At 62.4% G+C, this 17,376-nt stretch carries 14 protein-coding genes and 1 tRNA gene; 6 read left to right on the forward strand and 9 right to left on the reverse strand.

Annotated features, from left to right (window positions below):
* Positions 1-84 precede the first annotated feature (84 nt).
* Entirely contained in the window at positions 85-2,103 is a 2,019-nt protein-coding gene (locus KRX12_RS00165; RefSeq protein ID WP_218365345.1) for a glucose PTS transporter subunit IIA, read from the reverse strand.
* A 554-nt stretch (positions 2,104-2,657) separates the two neighbouring features.
* A complete protein-coding gene (rpsA, locus tag KRX12_RS00170; protein ID WP_151550145.1) occupies positions 2,658-4,121 on the reverse strand; it encodes a 30S ribosomal protein S1 in 1,464 nt (487 codons plus the stop codon).
* A 224-nt stretch (positions 4,122-4,345) separates the two neighbouring features.
* Here rpsA and KRX12_RS00175 point away from each other — a divergent pair, with 224 nt between their 5' ends.
* Positions 4,346-5,110, forward strand: a complete 765-nt coding sequence (locus KRX12_RS00175) for a class I SAM-dependent methyltransferase (RefSeq protein WP_218365346.1) — start codon at positions 4,346-4,348, stop codon at positions 5,108-5,110.
* A 50-nt stretch (positions 5,111-5,160) separates the two neighbouring features.
* Positions 5,161-6,069, forward strand: coding sequence for an AEC family transporter (locus tag KRX12_RS00180; protein ID WP_218365347.1), 909 nt, complete (start codon positions 5,161-5,163; stop codon positions 6,067-6,069).
* Positions 6,070-6,092: 23 nt separating this feature from the next.
* Here the strand turns inward: KRX12_RS00180 and polA are convergent, their stop codons facing one another.
* Positions 6,093-8,762, reverse strand: coding sequence for a DNA polymerase I (gene polA / locus KRX12_RS00185; RefSeq protein WP_218365348.1), 2,670 nt, complete (start codon positions 8,760-8,762; stop codon positions 6,093-6,095).
* Between the two features lie 122 nt (positions 8,763-8,884).
* Positions 8,885-8,958 (reverse strand) — tRNA-Leu (locus KRX12_RS00190).
* 215 nt (positions 8,959-9,173) lie between these two features.
* On the opposite strand from KRX12_RS00190, the gene KRX12_RS00195 reads away from it, so the two are divergent.
* From KRX12_RS00195 to KRX12_RS00210, 4 genes are all read left to right on the forward strand, one after another.
* Positions 9,174-10,079, forward strand: a complete 906-nt coding sequence (locus tag KRX12_RS00195) for a DUF368 domain-containing protein (protein ID WP_218365349.1) — start codon at positions 9,174-9,176, stop codon at positions 10,077-10,079.
* Between the two features lie 108 nt (positions 10,080-10,187).
* Positions 10,188-11,096 carry an ABC transporter substrate-binding protein gene (locus tag KRX12_RS00200; protein ID WP_218365350.1) on the forward strand — a complete coding sequence of 303 codons (909 nt, stop codon included), beginning with the start codon at positions 10,188-10,190 and terminating at the stop codon, positions 11,094-11,096.
* Between the two features lie 81 nt (positions 11,097-11,177).
* The gene (locus KRX12_RS00205; protein WP_218365351.1) at positions 11,178-12,134 is read left to right on the forward strand and encodes an amino acid ABC transporter permease; all 957 of its coding nucleotides are present in this window, start codon (positions 11,178-11,180) and stop codon (positions 12,132-12,134) included.
* A gap of 6 nt (positions 12,135-12,140) precedes the next feature.
* Complete coding sequence (locus tag KRX12_RS00210) at positions 12,141-12,902, forward strand: amino acid ABC transporter ATP-binding protein (RefSeq protein WP_151550138.1); 762 nt, start codon at positions 12,141-12,143, stop codon at positions 12,900-12,902.
* Between the two features lie 39 nt (positions 12,903-12,941).
* On the opposite strand, the gene KRX12_RS00215 is transcribed toward KRX12_RS00210, so the two are convergent.
* The 5 genes from KRX12_RS00215 to KRX12_RS00235 form a co-directional block, all read right to left on the reverse strand.
* Positions 12,942-13,685 (reverse strand): sulfite exporter TauE/SafE family protein, encoded by a 744-nt coding sequence (locus KRX12_RS00215; RefSeq protein ID WP_218363711.1) that lies wholly within the window; start codon positions 13,683-13,685, stop codon positions 12,942-12,944.
* 104 nt (positions 13,686-13,789) lie between these two features.
* Positions 13,790-14,278, reverse strand: coding sequence for a pantetheine-phosphate adenylyltransferase (coaD, locus tag KRX12_RS00220; RefSeq protein WP_218363712.1), 489 nt, complete (start codon positions 14,276-14,278; stop codon positions 13,790-13,792).
* Positions 14,279-14,293: 15 nt separating this feature from the next.
* Complete coding sequence (locus tag KRX12_RS00225; RefSeq protein ID WP_218365352.1) at positions 14,294-14,929, reverse strand: RsmD family RNA methyltransferase; 636 nt, start codon at positions 14,927-14,929, stop codon at positions 14,294-14,296.
* A gap of 7 nt (positions 14,930-14,936) precedes the next feature.
* Positions 14,937-15,185: a biotin/lipoyl-containing protein gene (locus KRX12_RS00230; RefSeq protein ID WP_218365353.1), complete on the reverse strand. Its 249-nt coding sequence runs from the start codon at positions 15,183-15,185 to the stop codon at positions 14,937-14,939.
* Between the two features lie 19 nt (positions 15,186-15,204).
* The gene (locus tag KRX12_RS00235; protein WP_218365354.1) at positions 15,205-17,376 is read right to left on the reverse strand and encodes an ATP-dependent DNA helicase RecG; all 2,172 of its coding nucleotides are present in this window, start codon (positions 17,374-17,376) and stop codon (positions 15,205-15,207) included.

A 17,376-nucleotide genomic window follows, 5' to 3' on the forward strand; every position in this document is an offset into this window, starting at 1 on the left:
ATCGCAGCGCCCCTTGTATTTGTGTGCTCCTCGCTGCCCGCTAGGCGGGCTAGAACTTAAGGAGCGGAGGTTTAAGCCTGAGGCTTATTTATCTTCCACGTCGAGGAACACGGTGCCGTGGGTGATGGTGCCATAATCGGCAACGACGTTGATAGCGCCCTGCTTCTTGTGGTTGGTCACCAGCACCGGGGTGATCGGCGAGTAGCCGGCGGCCTCGATGGCGGCGCGGTCGAACTTCAGCAGCGGAGTGCCGGCCTCGACCACATCACCCTTCTTCACGAGAACCTCAAAGCCCTCGCCCTTCATATTCACGGTGTCCAGGCCCACGTGGATGAGCATCTGCAGCCCATTGTCCAGCTTCACGCCCACGGCGTGACCGGTGGGGAAGGTCATAACGACCTCGCCGTCGCCCGGGGCGTATACGGTGTCGCCGGACGGATCGATGGACGCACCCTTGCCTACAGCACCCATGGCAAAAGCCTCATCGGGAGTGTCGGCCAGCGGCACCAGCGTGCCGTCCAGGGGAGCCTCGACCTTCTTCTCGGTCTTGACTGCGGTAGCGGTGCCAGCAGCAGCTGCACCAGCGGCAGGAGCGGCGGCAGCCGGAGCGGCCTCGTCCTCGGCGATGCGGGCGCGCACCTCATCCTTTTCTTCCTTCGAGCGGTAGTCGAAGAAGACCACGAGGAAGAAGGAGGTGAAGAAGGCGACAGCCAAACCGATGGCATAACCCAGGGTGGGGGTCATGACCGGGATGGTGAGCAGCGAGGTGAACACGAAGGTCTGAGCCTTAATGCCGAACAGGCCCATTACGACACCGCCGGCGAAACAGCCAGGAAGTAGTCGCAGGTAGGTCTTCTTAAAGCGCAGCACGATGCCGTACAAGCTGGGCTCGGAGATACCACCAAGCAGGCCGGCGGCAAGACCACCGGTGGCAACCTGACGCATCTGGCGGTTGCGCTCACGCACAGAGACCACCAGCACACCGGCGACGAGGCCGAAGCAGGCGAAGTTCCATGCACCCATGGGGCCCTGGATGACGTCGAAGCCGAAGGTGGCAATGTTCTGCAGCATGACGGCGTTGAGCGGCCAGTGCAGTCCCAGCGGCACCAGGAAGGGGTACAGCAGCGGGATGATGATAGCGAGGATGAACGGCGAGAACTCGTAGGTGTTCATGAACAGTCGAGCGATACCGTCACCGATGAAGATACCGAAGGGACCCACCACGAAGGCGGTCAGCGGAATCATGACCAACAGGGAGATGAAGGGCACGAACACCATCTGCACGGCTTCGGGGAGGACCTTCTTCAGGCCCTTTTCCACCCAGAACAGACCGATGGCGGCCAGCAGCGGCGGGAAGACTTGTCCACCGTAGTTATTGAGCACCAGGGTCAGGCCGGCGACATCGATCTTGTAGATATCGATACCCTCGGTCGCACCCTGCTCCACGACGGTGTGGATATTATCCTTCAGCCCGATGAACTCGGGAGTGAGCAAGGCGGCCGGAATTGCGGCGCCCACCCATTCATTTGCTCCGAGCTTCTTGGCTGCGGAGGCACCCACCATGATCGGCAGGAAGTAGAACACCGAGCGCCACATAGCGTGCATGAGCACGTAGACGCCGGACTGCTCCGCCAGCGGTTCATCGAATGCCTGGATGCCTGCGGTGTCGAGCAGCACCAAGATGGTGATGATCAGCGAGGCACCGAGCAGAGCCCACAGAATGGGACGGAAGGTATCGGAGAGGAATTCGAAGGCGAAGTCCACCCAGCCGAACTTGCCGCGAACACCGGCGTATTCCTTCTTCGCGGACTTCCTGGAGGCACCGCCTTCGCCGCCAGCAATGTGTTCCATGCCGGGCAGCTTGATGATGTCGTTGTAGTAGTTAGCTACGCCGCCACCCATGATCACTTGCAGACCATTGGATCCCTGCGGCACAACGCCCATCACTTCGGGAATATTGTCGAGAGCGTCTTGATCCGCCAATGAGCGGTCGCCTAGTTGCATACGCAGGCGAGTAGCACAGTGCGTAAACGAGTCAATGTTTTCAGGTCCGCCGAGATTGGCCAGTATGGCCTCAGCGGCTGACGCATTCTTAGTCGCCATTGCGTCTACCTTTCGTAGAGAGTTTATGAGAAAAGACTTAGGCCCACCCTACTTGGTAATCCGAAAAAGACTCGCGCCGCAGTTCGGCACACCAGCAGCATCAGTGGGCATATATGAGCCACCAATAGAAATTGTGGGTTTCTGTCCGATTCGCCACCATCGTGTGTGGCATCACGATAATTATAGGACACAAATCCACTCACACATAGCGCCGCTACTATGCCGTAAGTCACATTTACTTAGTGCTGCCTAATGACAATGAGAATAATAAACACCCAGTTAAAACGCCCTAGCGCTGGTTTTCACGGCTCCTGCCGCCCCGCGCTGCAGCATCTCCCACGCCACAGTAATGCCCTGTGTACGGGCATTTTATTAGTGCCCGAATAAACATTTTTCTTCCTATCGACCCCACACGAAGCCACACTGCATGGGTGTGCTACGGGGCTGTAGAAAAACTTCACACTCTCCTGCGTAGTGGCACAAAAAAGTGCCCTACCCCTGGGGGTAGGGCACTTCCTTATCGATGACGCGTGTAGCGGTCACCGAGTGGAGGCTTAGTTGCCTTCCAGCTTCTCCTTCAGAGCAGCGAGCTGCTCATCGGAAGCGAGGGAACCACCGGTGGTGGCTGCGGCCTCGGCTACGCCAGCGTCAGCGCTGGAGTAGTTGGAGGCTGCACCCTGCTGCTCGCCGGCCTCGGCGGCAGCCTCGGCTGCGGCGCGGTGACGCTCGATCTGCTGGGTGTGCAGCTGGAAGCGACGCTCGGACTCTGCGTAGCGAGCCTCCCATTCCTGGCGCTGCTCGTCGAAGCCCTCGAGCCACTCGTTGGTCTCCGGGTCGAAGCCCTCCGGGAAGATGTAGTTGCCGTTCTCGTCGTAGGAGTCGGCCATACCGTACTTGGAGGGGTCGAACTCCTCGGAGTAGTCGTCATCAGCCTGCTTCAGGGACAGGGAGATGCGGCGACGCTCGAGGTCGATGTCGATGACCTTGACCATGAGGTCTTCGCCAACGTTGACAACCTGATCCGGCACCTCGACGTGGCGCTGAGCCAGCTCGGAGATGTGGACGAGGCCCTCGATGCCCTCTTCGACGCGCACGAACGCACCGAAGGGAACCAGCTTGGTGACCTTGCCGGGCACGATCTGGCCCACAGCGTGGGTGCGGGCGAAGACGCGCCACGGATCTTCCTGGGTGGCCTTCAGGGACAGGGACACGCGCTCGCGGTCGAGATCGACGTCGAGAACCTCAACGGTGACCTCGTCGCCCACGGTGACAACCTCAGACGGGTGGTCGATGTGCTTCCAGGACAGCTCGGAAACGTGAACCAGGCCGTCGACACCGCCGAGATCGACGAAGGCGCCGAAGTTGACGATGGAGGAGACGACACCCTTGCGCACCTGACCCTTTTGGAGCTGGTGCAGGAACTCGGAGCGAAGCTCGGACTGGGACTGCTCGAGCCATGCGCGGCGGGACAGGACCACGTTGTTGCGGTTCTTGTCCAGCTCGATGATCTTGGCCTCGATCTCCTGGCCGATGTACGGCTCGAGATCGCGGACGCGACGCATCTCAACGAGGGATGCAGGCAGGAAGCCGCGCAGCCCGATGTCAAGGATCAGGCCACCCTTGACAACCTCGATAACGGTACCGGTGACGGGCTCGTCGTTGGCCTGGAGCTGCTCGATGGCGCTCCATGCACGCTCGTACTGAGCGCGCTTCTTGGACAGGATCAGACGGCCTTCCTTGTCCTCCTTGGTGAGAACAAGTGCGTCGATCTCGTCTCCGACCTCGACAACCTCTTCCGGATCGACATCGTGCTTGATGGACAGCTCACGGGAGGGGATAACGCCCTCGGTCTTGTATCCGATGTCGAGCAGAACCTCGTCGCGATCGACCTTGACCACGGTTCCCTCAACGATGTCACCATCGTTGAAGTACTTGATGGTGGCGTCGACGGCTGCGAGGAAGTCCTCAGCGGAGCCGATATCGTTGACGGCTACCTGAGGGGTGTTGTTGGTGGGCATATGTTAGTTGCTCCGAAAAATGTTGAAATAGGAATCTCGAATGGACAGGAAACGTATCTCTTGACGAGTAGATCGTGCGCCGTATTTGACGCTCTGACCAGCTTGTTCAATCTCACGCGCCCCATTTTCAGCCGTCCTATTACACCTGAAAACCGTGGACGCGTTGCGACACGCCTCCAACACTCTACTGCACGTTTTCGCTTCCGGCAAATAGAGTTACCTGCATGAACTCTCGTTTCACACCCGCCACATTTTCCGCAGCGAACCGATCGTGGTGGGACCACGACGCCGCCAATTATCACGCCCAACATCCCGAGTATCTCTCCTCTTTCTATTGGTGCCCAGAGATGCTGCACGAAGAGCAGGCGCAGCTGTTGGGTGATGTCTCCGACACCACGGTGCTAGAGCTCGGCTGCGGCTCCGCCCCCTGCAGCCGCTGGCTCGCCGAGCGCTTCCCCACCGCCCGCATCATCGGCGTCGATATCTCCGAGCAGATGTTGCGGCGCGCGGCGATTGACGACGCCACCCTGCACCTGCTCCACGCCGATGCCTTAGCTCTACCGCTGCGCCCTAGAAGCGTGGACACCGTTTTCTCGGTCTTTGGCGCGCTGCCCTTCATCGAGGATCTCTCCGCCGCCTTCGCCGAGGTCTCCCGTGTGCTGCGCCCCGGTGGGCGCTTCGTGTTTTCCGTCAATCACCCGATGCGCTGGATTTTCGCCGATGATCCCAGCGCCGAGGGCCTTCACGTGGCGTATTCCTATTTTGACGATGCATATACGGAGGCGGATGATCAGGGCGTGCTTTCTTATGCTGAAGGCCACCACACGGTCTCCGACTACGCTAATGGTCTGGTAGCCGCCGGTCTCAGTATTCGTCACATGATCGAACCCGAGTGGCCAGAGGATCTCGAGACCACTTGGGGGCAATGGTCGCCGCTGCGGGGACGCATCTTCCCGGGCACGCTCATCATTTCCGCGCGCAAGGACTAAGACAGCACTCCCGACCGGCCACCCTATAAGAAAGGACACTCGCGGGCCTCATGGGCGGCATTCTCACCAGCTACGGCATTATTCTCGGCCTGATCGCCGTGGGTTTCGCCGTGGGCTCTACACGGGTCATTGCGTCCGAGGAGCAGCGCACAGTACTCGACCGACTCGCCTTCTATGCCGCGCTGCCGGCCCTGTTATTCACGGTCTTCGCCCGCTCCACACCGGAGCAGATGTTTTCTCCTGTGGTGGTGGCGACCTCGGCGGCGGCGGTGATCACCGCGGCTGCCTTCGTGGCTATCGCCTGGGCTGGTGGCTGCCGGCAGCGGGCAGACCTGACGATTGGGGCGGCGTCGTCAAGCTATATGAACTCCAATAACATCGGTCTGCCGGTGAGTCTCTACGTGCTCGGCAGCGCGGCCTATGCGGCGCCGGTGGTGCTATTTCAGGTGCTGATCTATGCGCCGATTATTCTGGCGCTGATCGATCGCTCCTCCTCACTAGTGGTCGCGGTGCGCCACGCGGTACTCAGCCCGGTGGTGCTCGGCGCAGCCGCGGGGCTGGTGGTGGCGTGGAGTGATCTGACAGTGCCCGATATGGTGTTTCGCCCCATCGAGGTGCTGGGCGGGGCGGCCATTCCGCTGATGCTCATGAGCTTCGGCGCCTCGCTAACCACCGCCACCCCGCTGCGGGATCCGCAGGCGCGCACGCTAACTTTCTGGGCGGTGGGGCTGAAACAGCTGGGCATGCCGCTGGCCGCGCTCGCCGTGGGGCTGCTGCTGGGGCTGGATCACCAGCAGCTCTTTGCGGCCATGATTCTCGCGGCGCTACCGACCGCCCAGAATGTGTATAACTACGCATCCAACTATGGCCGCGATACCCGCGTGCCGCGCGATACCGGGCTGATCACCACCTTCACCGCATTACCGGCGATGATGGTGATAGCCGCATTCTTCGGTTAAACGCTGCTGCGTAGTAGCAGCGTCTAGTGCGCGGCGGCGTCCCAATTCACGCCGGCCCCGACGGAGACCTCCAGCGGCACAGACAAGCGCACAGCCTTGTCCATCTCTTCTTGCAGGATCTCCACGACGGTGTCCTTTTCCCCTGGGGCGACCTCCACCACGAGTTCATCGTGCACCTGCAACAGCAGCCGCGAGCGGAGCTTTTTATCCTGCATCACCTGGTACACGCGCAGCATGGCGATCTTGATGATGTCGGCGGCTGTGCCCTGGATGGGCGCATTCAGCGCCGCGCGCTCAGCGTTTTCGCGGGCGACACGATTGGTGGAACTCAGCTCCGGCAGGTAGCGACGCCGGCCGAAGAGGGTGGCCGTGTAGCTATCATTACGGGCCTGCACGACGACATCGTCGAGATAACGCTTCACCCCGCCGAAGCGCTCGAAGTAGGTGGACATGATCTCTTTGGCCTCCCCGGGCGAGATATCCAGCTGCTGGGAGAGCCCATAGGCGGACAGCCCGTAGACCAGGCCATAGGACATGGCCTTGACGCGGCGGCGGATTTCCGGGGTGACCTCGTCGACGGGCACACCGAATACGCGGGAGCCGACGAAGTTGTGTAGGTCCTCGCCGCGGCGATAGGCCTCGATGAGCCCGGGATCCTCGGATAGATGCGCCATCACGCGCATCTCGATCTGGGAATAGTCGGCGGTGACGAGGCATTCGTGGTCGCCATCGACGACGAAGGCGGAACGAATATGGCGGCCCACCACGGTGCGCACGGGGATGTTCTGCAGGTTCGGCTCGGTAGAGGACAAACGCCCCGTCGAGGTCACCGTCTGGTTGAAGGTGGTGTGGATGCGCCCATCCGGCTGCACGGACTTGATCAGCCCGTCCAGGGTGGTCTTCATCTTCTGATATTCGCGATGGGCCAAGAGGTGATCGAGGAAAGGATGCGGGTGGGTGCGGGCGAGGTTCTCGATTTCCTTGGCTGCGGTGGAATAGCCCGTCTTGGTTTTCTTCGTCTTGGGCATCTCGAGGGTCTCAAACAGCACCACCTGTAGCTGCTTCGGGCTGGAGAGATTCAGGCTCTCGTCGCCGGCGATCTCCCGGGCGGCCTGTACTTCCGCATCAACGTGCTCGATGAAGGAGTCGCGCTGCCGCTCTAGGCTGTCGATATCCACGGCGATACCGGTGTGTTCCACCTCGCCGAGCACGCTCACCAGGGGCAGCTCGAGATCCCGGTAGAGCTCGAAACTATCGATCTGCTGCAGCTGCGTAGTAAGTTCCTCGGCCAGCTCGATAATCGCCACGCCCTCCGCTGCCAGCAGCTCGGATTGCGCATCGTCGAGCAGGCTCATCTGGCCGCTGTCCTCGGCCTGCTCGAGCTGCCGCTGCAGATGGCGCTGGTAGATATCGTTGAGCGCATAGGTGCGCTGGCCCGGGCGCAGCAGATAGGCGGCGATAGCCACATCGTGGGCGATGCCGCCCAGGATCAGGCCGCGGCCACGCACCATGTGATAGACGGCCTTGGCGTCGTGCAGCAGCTTGGGGCTATCCGATTCCAGCCACGCGGCGAGTGCCTGCTCGTCCTCCGGATCCAGCTCGGGCACCTCGGCGATGACCGCACTACCCGTCGCATCCACCAGCGCAATGCTCTGCAGATCCCCGCGGCCGGCGGCAGCCGTGCCGCGCGCCGCCACAGCGAGCGGTTGCTGCTGGCGCTCCTGCATCCACTGCGCCAAGGAGCTGGGCTTATCGACGCTCACCTCCAGGCGCTGCTCCTCTTCTACGACAGCCGCATCCCCATCGCTGGGCAGCGCGCTGAGCACCCGCTCGCGCAGATTCGAGCCGAATTCCAGCTCATCGAAGCGCTCGGCCACATCAGCGGCGTCGGCCGGGCGCAGTTGTAGCTGCTCGGGAGTGATATCGAGGGAGAGATCAGTGACCATCCCGGTGAGTTCACGGTTGAGCTGCACCTGGTCCAAGCGAGCACGCAGGTTATCCCCGCGCTTGCCGCCGATATCGTCGGCATGCTCCACCACACCCTTCAGGCTGCCGTATTTCACGATCCACTGGGCGGCGGTCTTTTCCCCCACCAGCGGAATATTGGGCAGATTATCGGAGGGATCGCCACGCAGGGCCGCGAAGTCGGGATATTGGGTGGGGGTAAGACCGTATTTCTCTTCCACCGCCGCAGGCGTAAAGCGCTTGAGGTCGCTGACACCCTTCATGGGATAGAGCACCGTGGTCTGCTCATTGACCAATTGCAGATAGTCGCGGTCGCCGGTGACGAGCAGAATCTCGTAGCCCTCGGGCTCGGCCGCCTTGGTGAGGGTGCCCACGATGTCATCGGCCTCGTAGTTCTCCATCTCCACGGTGACGATATTGCAGGCTTCGAGCACCTGCTTGATCAGCCCGACTTGCCCCTTGAACTCCTCCGGGGTGGCCTCGCGCTGGGCCTTGTACTCGGGAAAGAGCTCCGTGCGGAAGGTGGTGCGGCCGACATCAAAGGCCACGCCCACGTGGGTGGGCTGCTCCTCTTTCAGCAGAGAGGAGAACATGGACATAAATCCGTACACCGCGTTCGTGTGCTGGCCGCCGGAGGTGGAGAAATTCTCCGTTGGAAGGGCATAGAAAGCGCGAAAGGCCATGGAGTGGCCGTCGATAAGCATCAGGCGTGGCGTCGGATCAGTCATAGTGTCTCAGTGTAGACAGCTTGCGCGATCCCGATGTAGCGCGGTCATGACTAGCCGCGGCGGGCAGAGAAAAAACCAGCGGAAGCGCCCCTCAAGTGGGTTGCTGCCTCCGCTGGCCACTGTGCCCCAGGTGAGACTCGAACTCACACTGGACGGGTTTTGAATCCGTTGCCTCTGCCAATTGGGCTACTGGGGCGCGAGACATCAGTATAGAGCACCCCATGAAGGAAGGATAAATCACCTGCCTAGGGCTTCACTATGGCCGTTCCCACACCTTCGCGGCGGCCACGAGTGTCGTTTCGGTGCGCCCCTTGCTGCTGTCGTATAGTCGCTACAGCACAGCACCGCGGCGGCAATGGGCCTGTGCCCCAGCCCCGCAGCCAAGACGAGAAAAGAGAGTCGCTGCACACCATGAGAATCAATCCTGTCGAAATCCTCAACAACGCCTTCCGCGGTGCACTCATTGCGCTGGCGGAGCTGGTCCCCGGGGTCTCTGGCGGCACGATCGCCCTCGTCGTCGGCGTCTACGAGCGCGCCATCGCCGCCGGTGATGGCATCTTGGCCGCCTGCAAGGCGCTGCTGAGCGACCGCAAGGAGGCCGCGGCCCGCTTTAAAAACCTCGACTGGGCGTTGCTGATCCCGCTGGTCGGGGCCATGGCGATCACCATTTTGCTCATGGCTGGGGTGATGGCGAGCTTCGTGGAGAACCAGCCGGAAATCGCCCGTGGTCTCTTCCTCGGCATGGTTGCCGCCTCCATCGTGGTGCCGCTGCGCATGGTGGACGCCGCCGCTTTGCGCCGCAAGCGCATCCCGGCGATCATCGCTTTTACTCTTGCCGCGATCGTCACCTTCATCGCCACCGGCGCGTCCTCGGCGCCGCAGAGCAACCCGGCGCTTCCGGTGTACTTCTTTGCCGCCATGGTCGCGGTGTGCGCCCTCGTGCTGCCCGGTGTCTCCGGCTCCTTCCTGTTGCTGGCGCTCGGGCTCTACCAGCCTGTTCTCAACGCGGTGCATGAGCGCGACCTGACGGTCATGGGCGTGTTCTTCCTCGGTGCCGTCACCGGTATCGCCCTGTTTATCAAGCTGCTCAACTACCTGCTCACCACCCACCGCACTCTCACCCTCATCACCATGAGTGGACTCTTGCTGGGCTCTCTGCGGGCCCTGTGGCCATGGCAGAATGACGCCGCCGAGGCCATGGCACCGGATGGAAATATGCTCATCGTGTTTGCCTTCACCCTCCTCGGGGCACTGATCGTTCTCGGCTTGGTATGGATGGAAACATTCACCGCACGCAAGGCTCCCGCCGCCATCTAGACCGTACTCACCGCGCCGCGACGTCGTGAAGCTGCTGCTCACTACGCAGCACACCGACTCAGGCGCGGTTTTTTCCTGTCTCCACAAGTATGCGCTAGGGTGAATATCATGCATAAGTTTTCAGCGCAGCTTCTTCGTCGCCTCACCGCCGGCATCCTCGCGGTGAGTGTGGCCTGCAGCGCGAGCGCGTGCGTGGTCAATGAAGAAAATGGGCACCCAGAAGGCTGGCAAGACATTCAGCCCGAGCCCAATCCGGATGTGGTTGCTCTCGTTCCCCCAGAGATCGCCGATAAAGGCGTGATCACCATGGCCACCAATCCGCCCTTCGCCCCCGCGGAGTTCAAGGACTCCCACGGCACCATCATTGGTTTCGATATTGATCTCGCGCGTGCCGCGGCCGCCACGATGGGACTGAAGCTCGATGTTCGTCAGCAGGACTTCAACATGATTCTGCCCGCCATCTCCTCGGGCACCATCGACTTCGGCGCCTCGGGAATGACCGATAACGAAGAACGCCGCCGCAAATACGACTTCGTGGACTATCTCACCGCCGGCATTCAATGGGCCGCGCCGCCGGATAGCGGCGTGGATCCCGATAACGCCTGCGGACTCACGGTGGCCGTGCAGCGCGGCACCGTCTCAGAATCGGATGATGTTCCCGCCCGCTCCGAGGCCTGCGTCGCCGCCGGCAAGGAACCGATCACGATCTTGGCCTATGATGACTCCGACTCGGCGGCCCTTGCCGCGGTACTGGGCCGCGCCGATGCCTACTCGGCGGACTCCCCCATCAGCGCCTGGGCGGTGGAACGCTCCGAAGGAAAGATCGAATTGATCGGAGACATCACCGACGCCGCCCACTATGGCTGGCCCGTGGACAAGGGCTCTCCCCTCGCCCCGGCCCTCGCCGCCGCCTTGCAATCGCTCATCGACTCCGGCGACTACGAGGCCATCATGACCCAATGGGGCATCTCCTCTGGACTGGCCGATAGCGCCGCCATCAATGGCGAGGACATCTAATCCCGCGGGCCGCCGCATCCCGCGGGGCGCCGCCTGCCACCTCTTGAACTCTTCGAGCACGTTAGACATTAGGACTATCTCATGACTCATCCCTCCACCGGCGCGAGCTCTGCTGCTGCCGCCGACGCCGCCCCCATCGTGGCCAAGCCGCTGCGCCACCCCGGGCGGTGGGTATTCGCCGCCATCTTGCTGCTGCTGACCGTGTGGTTCTTTATCTCTGCGGCGCGCAACGAGGCCTATGGCTGGGACACCTACGCCCAGTACATTCTCGATCGCCGCATCGCTATCGCCGCCCTGCACACCCTCGCCATCACCGTGCTCGCGATGATCATTGGCGTGGTGCTGGGCGCCCTCTTAGCGGTTTTGCGCATGTCGCCCAACCCGATCATGCGTGGTGTCTCCTCGATCTACTTGTGGATCTTCCGCGGCACTCCCGTCTACGTGCAGCTGGTGTTCTGGGGACTGCTGAGCTCGATCTACTCCTCGATCGGGGTGGCGGGCTTTGAACTCAGTCTGGAAGAAGCCCTGCGCAACACGTTTTTCCTCGCCGTGATCGGGCTGGGGCTCAACGAGTCCGCCTATATGGCCGAGATCGTGCGCGCCGGTATTCAATCCGTGCCCGAGGGCCAGACCGAGGCCTCGAAGGCGCTGGGCATGAGCTGGTGGCAAACCATGCGCCGCACCGTGCTCCCTCAGGCGATGCGCATCATCATTCCCCCGACGGGCAATGAGCTGATCTCCATGCTCAAAACCACCTCGCTGGTGGTGGCCATCCCCTACGCCGGGGAGCTCTATGGCCGCGCCACCGACATCGCCAACGCGATCTTCGAACCCGTCCCGCTGCTGCTGGTAGCCGCCACCTGGTATCTGCTGGTCACCTCCATACTCATGGTGATTCAGCACTATGTGGAACAGCACTTTGATAAGGGCTCCAGCCGCGAACTCACCGCCCGCCAACTGGCAGCGCTGGCCGACGCCGAGGGCGTTCCGCCGAATAATGTCACCATCAGTAACTCGACCACCCCGAAAAGGAAGTAATTACTCATGACACTCATGGTTGACGCCCAGAAGGTTGTGAAGAACTTCGGGCAGCTGAAGGTTCTCAAAGGCATCGACATGCAGGTGGAAAAAGGCAGTGTCACCTGCCTCATCGGCCCCTCCGGTTCCGGTAAATCCACCATGCTGCGCTGCCTGAACCACTTGGAGCGCATCACCGCGGGGCGGCTCTACGTCGATGGCGAGCTCATCGGCTACAAGCAGCGCGGCAACACGCTCTATGAAATCTCGGAGAAGGAAGCCGCCCAGCAGCGCGCCGATATCGGCATGGTGTTCCAGAACTTCAATCTCTTCCCCCACCGCACCGCCTTGGAGAACATCATGGAGGCACCCATGGTGGTCAAGGGGGTTTCGGCCGCCGCGGCCAAGAAGCGCGCCCAGCAGCTGCTCGAGGAAGTCGGTCTCGGGCACAAAGCCGAGGCCTATCCCCTGCAGCTTTCCGGCGGCCAGCAGCAGCGCGTGGCCATCGCCCGCGCCGTGGCCATGGACCCGAAGCTCATGCTCTTCGACGAGCCCACCTCCGCCCTCGACCCCGAACTAGTCGGCGAGGTCCTCGGCGTGATGCGCCGCCTCGCGGAACAAGGAATGACCATGGTCGTGGTCACCCACGAGATCAACTTCGCCCGCGAAGTCGCCGATCAGGTGGTGTTCATGGCCGATGGTGTGGTGGTGGAATCCGGCACGCCCGAGCAGGTGATTGATCATCCCACCCAGGAGCGCACCAAAGAGTTCCTCTCCTCCATCCTCTAGTGCTACTACGCATCAGAGTTCGTGCGCGGCGCGCAGCCGCTAGGCGAGGCTGAGTACTCCGCGAATCAGCGCAGACAGCCCACCGGCCGTGGCCAGAATGAGTGCCAGCCGGTGGGCTTTATCGCGCGGAATCAATGCGGCACAGCGCACCCCGAGATAAATACCGAGCAGCATCGCCACCACTCCCACCGGCCAGATCTGTACCGGGGTACTCGACAAGCTGCCGGCTCCGAGCACGAGCTTCATAATGAGCGAGACCAGGCCGGAGACAATAAAGATCGGCTGCAAGGTGGCGGCATAGCTGCGCTGCTCCCAGCGGCTGGCTGCGGCATAGACGGTGATGGCCGGCCCCGCGACCCCCGCGATAGTGTTCATAAAACCGCCCACTACCCCAGAGATCGCGGCGGGCAGCGCCCCAGAACACTGCGGCACCCAGCGTTTGCCATAGGTTACTACGCACAACGCCACCAGCAGCAACGTCCCAACCAGAATCATCAACCACGCCGCGGAGACGGCCCGAATCAGCAGCGCCGCGGGAATAGAACCAAGCACCAGAACGGAGCTGATGATGCTGAACATGCGCCAATCCACCCACTGCCGCACCGTGCCGGTGGTGATCGCCGCATTGACCACGGCCAGCACATTGAGCACCATGATGCCTTCGATCGGCCCGAGCAGCACGCTCAGCACCGGCGCGGCAATCAGCCCCAGCCCCATGCCGGACACGCGCTGCAGCAAGGAGCCGAGCACCACAATGAAGAAAACTATGAACGCACTGAGCATTCATTTAACGTAGCGGAGCAGAGCCGTGCGCGCTGCCATGAGGTGCGTGCTGCAGGCGCTTATCGACGTCGCCCCGCCGCCCTAGCAGCCACAGCCACAAGCACCTACTCTTGGGCGAGTTTCTCCGCCATGGCTGCCGCCACCGGTTGCGGCAGCATGCTGGACACATCGCCGCCATAGCGGGCCACCTCCTTGCACAGCGTGGAGGAGATGTGGCCATAGTGCTGCTCGGTGAGCAGGAAGAAGGTATCGATCCCGCTGAGCCGTTTATTCATCTGCGCCATGGGCAGCTCATATTCATAGTCGAGGGAGCTACGCAGTCCCTTGACGATGACGTCGATGCCTTCTTTTTGGGTGTAATCCACCAGCAGTCCGGTCCAGGTGTCCACGCGGACATTGGGCAGATGCGTAGTAGCTTCCTGCACCAACTGGGCACGCTCCTCGACGCTAAACATGCCCTGCTTGTGCGGGTTGTGAGTGATGAGCACGACCACCTCGTCGAAGGTGGCGGCGCTGCGGGTGATGATATCGAGGTGGCCCAGGGTGACGGGGTCGAAGGAGCCGGGGCACACACTGCGGGTGGGGGTGGGCATGGAGGCGTTGTCTTTCTAGCTGGTGCTGGTCGCAGCAGACTCTGCCGCATCGGCGCTGGTATCGGCGCTGGTATCGACGGCGCTGGCGTCAAAGACAGCCATGTCCATCCGGGCGATGCCATAGGTGCGCTTTTTCAGCTTCTGCCCGGTCGGGGTGAAACAGGCCGGCCACGCGGTCTCGGGAGAGTCGATATGGCGCTCCACCACCACGGCGGCGCCATCGCGCAGCGTCGGAATGAGGGCGCGCACCATCTCGGTGACGGCCTCATCGGCGAGATCATAGGGCGGGTCGGCGAGCACCATGTCGAAGTAGTCGCGCGGGGCCGAGGCCAGATAGCTGGAGGCGGCGCGCTCCTCGATGTGGATATCGGCGTGCGGGATCATGTCCGCGTTGCGCCGAATCACGGCGGCCGCCGGCGGGTGATTCTCCACGAAGACGGCGCCGCGGGCACCGCGGGAGACGGCCTCGAGGCCAAGGGCACCGGACCCGGCGAAGAGATCCAGCACCATCTTGTTCTCAAATCCGAAGCGCACCTGGAGGGAGGAGAACAATCCTTCCTTGGCGCGGTCGCTGGTGGGGCGCGTGCCCTTGGCGGGCACCGCGAGCTTTCGGCCGCGAGCCCAGCCGGAGATGATACGAGGGGAACCCATGATGTCGTTAAGCCTCCTTGGTGGCGGGGTCAGATGCGGTGGAGGTGGCGTCGAGAAGCTCGAGCAATTCATCGCCACCGAGACAATCACCGAAATTCTCGATAGCGAGTGCGCCCACTACCCCAGGACCTGGGGCGTACACCGCGGTTTCGAGCTTCACGGCCTCGATGATGGCGAGCTCATCGCCGGTGCGGACCTGCTGGCCCGGCGTCACCGTGAAACGCACGATGCCAGCAAAGGGGGCGAAAATCTTCATGCCCCACAGCTTAACAACGCTAGGACTTCTCGATGAATTCTTGCGTATCCTCCTCGACCTCACTCACCAGCTCGCGGGCCCAGTCGGGATCGGTACGCACATAGTCCATGGCATCGGCATAGGCCTGCTCGATGATGTCCCCATCGTCGATCAAGCTCAAAAGCTTGACTCTCCGGTGTCCTCCGGACTGGTCGGTGCCGAGCACATCGCCTTCTTGCCGAGTGCGGAGATCCAACTCTGCGAGAGCGAAACCATCGGTGGTCTCCGCGACGCGACGCAGACGTTCAGCCGAGGGGCTCTCGGCGGGCTGCGCGGTATGGAACAGGCACAGCGCAGCGTGCGCGCCACGGCCGACGCGACCGCGCAGCTGGTGCAGTTGGGACACACCGAATTTATCGGCTTCGCGCACATACATCACCGTGGCATTGGGCACGTCGATGCCGACTTCGATGACGGTGGTAGAGACCAGCACATCGATGCCGCCGGCGGCGAAATCGCGCATCACATGATCCTTGGTGGCCGACTCCATCTTGCCGTGCAGCATGCCCACCTCCAGTTCGGGGAAGATCTGGCTGGAGAGCTGCTCATGCATCTCATAGACCCCGCCCTCGCCGTCGATGCGCGGACACACCACGAAGCATTGCCGGCCCTGCTGCACCTCCTCGCGAATGCGTTCCCAGGCCCGGTTCACCCAAGCGGGTTTGGACTCGGGCACCACCGAGGAGGTGATCGGGCGGCGACCGCCCGGGAGTTCCCGCAGCATGGAGATCGCGAGATCACCGAAGCTCGTCATGGCGATGGTGCGTGGGATAGGCGTGGCCGTCATCACCAGCATGTGCGCCTGCAGGCCATCGCCGCGGGCCAGCCGCAGTTTATCGCGCTGCTCCACACCGAAGCGATGCTGCTCATCGACCACCACGAGCCCGAGATCGAAGAACTCCACACCTTCCTGCAAAAGCGCGTGGGTTCCGACCACAATATCGGCCTCGCCGGAGACGATATCGAGCAGCGCTTGGCGCTTGGTGGCCGTCGGCGCCGAGCCGGTGAGGCAGGTGATGTGGACTCCGCCTACCCCGCCCATGCCGGCCGCATCCAGCAGCGCCTGCAAAGAGCGGGTGTGCTGCACCGCGAGTACCTCCGTGGGGGCGAGCAAGACGGCCTGGCGGCCGGCATCGACCACCTGCAGCATGCCGAGCAGGGCCAGCACGGTTTTACCGGAGCCCACCTCGCCGAGCAGCAGCCTACTCATCGGCTGGGTTCGGCCGAGATCCTCGCTGATCTCGCGGTGCACCGCCTGCTGGCCGGTGGTGAGACTAAAGGGGAGGCGATCCAGTAGCTGGGCGCTGCGCGACCCAGCGGCATCGGTAGTGCCGGTGCTGTCCACAGCAGGGCAACTCGGCGCAACTTTCTCCGCATTGTCCACGGTGCGTAGTGCCATCACCAACGCTAGGGTGAGCGCCTCGTTATATTTCAGCCGCTGGATAAACGGCAGCGGCCCCCGGCTATCGGGTTGGTGAATACCGCGCAGCGCCGCATCAAGGCTGGGCAGCCCGTGCGGGGCAGGCTCGCCGAGGGGATCGGGAATGTGCTCGAGCGCGCCCAGCACGCGATCGACGGCGGCCATGAAACGCCACGAGGTGACGCCTTTGCGCATGGGATAGACCGGCAGGTAGTCCATGGTGGCGAAAAGCTGCTGGATGGCCTCGCCATCGCCATAGGATTTCAGGTCATTCATGTTGCTCACCGGCACCTCGCCGGAGTCCGGGTCCGGCAGGGTGTGGAAGCTGGGATGGCTCAGCTGCGGCCGGCCGCGGTAATACTTCACTTTGCCGGTGAAAATCGCGCGAGTGCCCACTTCGAGGGTGCGGTCGAGCCAGTGGGAGTTAAAGAAGCTGATACCGATGAGTGTGCGCCCATCGGAGACAGTAATGCGGGTCAGCCGCTTCGGCTTCTTCCCCTGCTCGGACGCCAGATAGCGGGAATTGGCCTGCACCACGGTGCCGACGCAGGTCACCACATCGCCTTCTTCCACCGATTCCGCCAGCACATCCGAGCCATAGCGCGACCATGCCCGCGGATAATGCTCCAGCAGGTCCGTGACGGTATACAGCCCCAGTTTCTCCCGAATGACGCGGGCTTCTTTCGCCGGCAGCAGCGTCGATAGGCGCCGCTCGTCCTTCCAGCCCAGCAC

The organism is Corynebacterium sp. TAE3-ERU2, from assembly GCF_019209955.1.
Lineage (GTDB): Bacteria > Actinomycetota > Actinomycetes > Mycobacteriales > Mycobacteriaceae > Corynebacterium > Corynebacterium megadyptis.

Bases quoted from the DNA above. Each gene is read 5' to 3' on its own strand.
- KRX12_RS00175 (WP_218365346.1), top strand. From the start codon at position 4,346: ATGAACTCTCGTTTCACACCCGCCACATTTTCCGCAGCGAACCGATCG.
- coaD (WP_218363712.1), bottom strand. From the start codon at position 14,278: ATGCCCACCCCCACCCGCAGTGTGTGCCCCGGCTCCTTCGACCCCGTC.
- KRX12_RS00200 (WP_218365350.1), top strand. From the start codon at position 10,188: ATGCATAAGTTTTCAGCGCAGCTTCTTCGTCGCCTCACCGCCGGCATC.
- KRX12_RS00215 (WP_218363711.1), bottom strand. From the start codon at position 13,685: ATGCTCAGTGCGTTCATAGTTTTCTTCATTGTGGTGCTCGGCTCCTTG.
- KRX12_RS00230 (WP_218365353.1), bottom strand. From the start codon at position 15,185: ATGAAGATTTTCGCCCCCTTTGCTGGCATCGTGCGTTTCACGGTGACG.
- KRX12_RS00165 (WP_218365345.1), bottom strand. From the start codon at position 2,103: ATGGCGACTAAGAATGCGTCAGCCGCTGAGGCCATACTGGCCAATCTC.
- polA (WP_218365348.1), bottom strand. From the start codon at position 8,762: ATGACTGATCCGACGCCACGCCTGATGCTTATCGACGGCCACTCCATG.
- KRX12_RS00210 (WP_151550138.1), top strand. From the start codon at position 12,141: ATGACACTCATGGTTGACGCCCAGAAGGTTGTGAAGAACTTCGGGCAG.
- KRX12_RS00225 (WP_218365352.1), bottom strand. From the start codon at position 14,929: ATGGGTTCCCCTCGTATCATCTCCGGCTGGGCTCGCGGCCGAAAGCTC.
- KRX12_RS00205 (WP_218365351.1), top strand. From the start codon at position 11,178: ATGACTCATCCCTCCACCGGCGCGAGCTCTGCTGCTGCCGCCGACGCC.
- KRX12_RS00195 (WP_218365349.1), top strand. From the start codon at position 9,174: ATGAGAATCAATCCTGTCGAAATCCTCAACAACGCCTTCCGCGGTGCA.
- KRX12_RS00180 (WP_218365347.1), top strand. From the start codon at position 5,161: ATGGGCGGCATTCTCACCAGCTACGGCATTATTCTCGGCCTGATCGCC.
- rpsA (WP_151550145.1), bottom strand. From the start codon at position 4,121: ATGCCCACCAACAACACCCCTCAGGTAGCCGTCAACGATATCGGCTCC.